Source organism: Vibrio sp. (assembly GCF_984391705.1).
In genome coordinates this window covers 1-3,337 of record NZ_CFHWOM010000122.1, presented here as the reverse complement: position 1 = coordinate 3,337, position 3,337 = coordinate 1, and the positions used below count along the sequence as shown (strand labels likewise).

At 45.2% G+C, this 3,337-nt stretch carries 4 protein-coding genes; 2 read left to right on the top strand and 2 right to left on the bottom strand.

Annotated elements, in window-relative coordinates:
* Positions 1–528 (top strand): asparagine synthase-related protein (locus tag AC4MRV_RS21735; protein WP_491189356.1); only part of this gene is annotated, 528 nt, incomplete at its 5' end.
* Between the two features lie 54 nt (positions 529–582).
* Here AC4MRV_RS21735 and rfaH read toward each other — a convergent pair.
* On the bottom strand, positions 583–1,080 hold the full coding sequence (gene rfaH / locus AC4MRV_RS21730) for a transcription/translation regulatory transformer protein RfaH (protein ID WP_491189355.1): 498 nt from the start codon (positions 1,078–1,080) through the stop codon (positions 583–585).
* Positions 1,081–1,388: 308 nt separating this feature from the next.
* On the opposite strand from rfaH, the gene AC4MRV_RS21725 reads away from it, so the two are divergent.
* Entirely contained in the window at positions 1,389–2,780 is a 1,392-nt protein-coding gene (locus tag AC4MRV_RS21725) for a peptide MFS transporter (protein WP_491189354.1), read from the top strand.
* 92 nt (positions 2,781–2,872) lie between these two features.
* Here AC4MRV_RS21725 and AC4MRV_RS21720 read toward each other — a convergent pair.
* Positions 2,873–3,337 (bottom strand): chitobiase/beta-hexosaminidase C-terminal domain-containing protein (locus AC4MRV_RS21720; RefSeq protein WP_491189353.1); only part of this gene is annotated, 465 nt, incomplete at its 5' end.

Below are 3,337 nucleotides of genomic sequence, written 5' to 3'. Positions count from 1 at the left end.
GCTCTGAACATGTTTGACTGTGCTCGTGCGAACAAATCGCTGGCAGCATGGGGCGTAGAGGGCCGTGTTCCTTTCCTAGATAAAGAATTTATCGATGTAGCAATGCGTCTAAACCCTGAAGATAAGATGTGTGGCAACGGTAAGATGGAGAAACACATCCTACGTGAATGTTTCGAGCACTACCTACCAGAATCAATCGCATGGCGTCAGAAAGAACAATTCTCTGATGGCGTAGGTTATAGCTGGATCGACACACTAAAAGAAGTAGCCGAAGAAAAAGTAACGGATCAACAGATGGAAACAGCGGCGTACCGCTTCCCATACAACACGCCAACGACTAAAGAAGGCTACGTTTACCGTGAAATCTTTGAAGAGTTGTTCCCACTGCCTTCAGCTGCTGAATGTGTCCCTGGAGGCCCTTCTGTAGCGTGTTCTTCAGCAAAAGCGATTGAATGGGACGAGTCATTTAAAAACATGGCAGACCCGTCTGGTCGTGCAGTACAAAGCGTACATAACGATTCGTACTAACAATAAATAGTAAAAAAGGCTCCTAAGTTTAGGAGCCTTTTTTGATTATCCGCTTTACTGCAAATCTATATCTTTATTGTCCACTGTCACTTCAACTTGTTTGCTTAGCATGTTCACCAGCAAAATTGAGCGGGTTTCACCATCTGGCTCTTGATATATAGCTTCAATACCAGCAAATTGCCCGGTCAATACATTCACAGCATCTCCTTTTTCTGGCAAAGCGTCCTGGGTAGGTGCTGCTTGTAACTTCTCGATCTCTTTCATTGTCAGAATTAGATCACCTTGAAGCACTTGAGGTAAAGAGCCTCGCCTTACAAAATCCACCACACCTCGCGTAGAGCGCACTGTGGTAAAGGTAGGGCCTTGTTCAACATCAAATCGAGCAAATATGTAAGAAGGAAAAAGAGGCTCTGTTTTAACCTGTCGCTTTCCACGAACAATCTTTTCAATTTGGGTTTCGGGGTAGTAACACTCTACCCCTTGATTCTCTAAATGCAGCTTTGCACGCTGCTGCTCACTGCGCTTGCAGTAAAGCAAATACCACTCTTTCATTATTATCTAGCCAATAGTCGTTGTGCCTAACATCCTAGCAATTTTCACTATTGTTAGTAAGGCAAAAATTGCAAGCACATTTGACTTGTCGCAATGCCAACCCAAAGTCAATTACAACCACCGATTTTGCAACATTAGTTTGTAGCACGACTTTAACACTGAGATCCCACACCTTTTCTACTTACAATTCAAAACCTTACACACCCAATGATAATAAATCCTAGTTAGGTAGCCATTGCAGTTAATTAACCTGGGATGTATATGTAAACAAAAATAAAATTCTTTAATATCTAACATTAGTAAAATTTATGTCAAACCAACATCAACAATTCTTTGGTCACCCACGTGGCTTATTCCTATTGTTCGGTACTGAACTTTGGGAGCGATTTTCTTACTATGCGATGCGTGCCATCCTAGTACTCTATTTAACCGACACAACCATGAACGGTGGTTTGGGCTGGTCGACTAAAGATGCTCTCGATCTTTACGGCATCTATACTGGACTTGTCTACATTACTCCTATGGTTGGCGGCTACCTAGCCGACAATTATCTAGGCCAACGCCGTTCAATTTTGATTGGTGGCGCATTGATGGCAATCGGTCAATTTACTTTAGCGCTTCCGGCAGAAATGATTGGCCTTAGTGTCACTCACAGCTTCTACCTTGGCCTTGCACTGCTGATTGCAGGTAACGGCCTATTTAAGCCAAACATCTCTACAATGGTAGGTGACCTATATGAAGAAGGGGACAATCGCCGTGATGGTGCGTTTACTATCTTCTATATGGGGATCAACTTAGGTGCTCTGATCGCAGGTGTTGTATCTGGCTCTGTCACTAATGAGTTTGGTTGGAAAGCGGGCTTCATGGTAGCGGGTATCGGCATGATCATCAGCCTTGTCATGCAAATGACTCTGGCTAAGTCATGGCTTGGTAACATCGGCACCGTACCTGCGGCAACTCGTGATCTAGAAAAGAAAAATTCAGCTCAAAAGCAACCGCTGACAAAACAAGAAGTTGACCGACTAAAAGTTATTCTCGTCATGGGCTTGTTCGTGATTGTCTTCTGGGCAGGCTTTGAACAAGCTGGCGGTCTAATGAATATTTACACCCAGCAATATACCGATCGTATGATCGGTAGCTTCGAAGTACCAGCCGCTTGGTTCCAGTCACTTAACCCATTCTTCATCATCACACTTGCTCCAGTTCTTGCGGCGCTTTGGGTGAAGTTAGGCCCTAAAGAGCCAAACTCACCAGTAAAATTTGCACTGGCACTATTCTTCTTAGCTCTAGGCTTCCTATGTATGGTTGGTGCAGTGATGGAGCAAGGCGGCGATACAAGCGTTAAAACGTCCATGCTATGGCTAGTAGGTGCATTCTTCTTCCATACGCTAGGTGAATTATGCCTATCACCTATCGGTCTATCACTTGTGACTAAGCTTGCTCCACTTCGCCTTGCATCTCTCATGATGGGTGCGTGGTTCGGCTTCAATGCCATCGCTAACTATGTGGCTGGCTTAATAGGTTCTCACGTTGGTGAACTGGGTGCACTACCAATCTTCGGTGGTATCGCTATCGCAGCGACGATATCAGGTGTGATTCTTCTGATGTTCTCAAACACACTAGTACGTTGGATGCACGGCGCAGAAACACCAATGAGTAACGCTGAGCAAGTAGAAGAACAACAAACTCAAGTCGCTTAAGTTCTCCCTTTAAGCACTATCAACAAATAAAAACGCCCGACCACTATTGGCCGGGCGTTTTTCCCTCTATCTAAGATAGGAGGGAGGGGGAATTATTTTACGCTAGTTACGCGACTTGCTTTCTCGCCAGTCACCGACACTGAACGGATGAATATTTCACCTTCTACTACTGGACGCGCGCTGTCAGCGTAAGTCAGCCAGTTTTCACCATCTAACGAGTATTGCAGCTCAACACCTGGGAACTGAACATTCATAGACAGCGTTCCATCTACTACTTTCGCACCTGGTACAGGAAGGCGGTAGTCGATACCTGATTTCTCTAGCTTAGCCAGTTCACGTTGGCCAAGTACGTTCGCAAAGCGGTTGTAGTCTTGGTTTAGCGCAGCTTTGTCTACTAGGTTAGAGTTTTGCGAGTACTCAACACCAACTTTGTAGTCGTTTTCCCAGTCTGCACGGTGCCATGCACGCTCAGCCGCCGCGAGTACGCGAGGGAATACCATGTACTCGTATTGCTCATCGTTACGTACTGTCTCAGACCAAAGCTGTGCTGATAGACC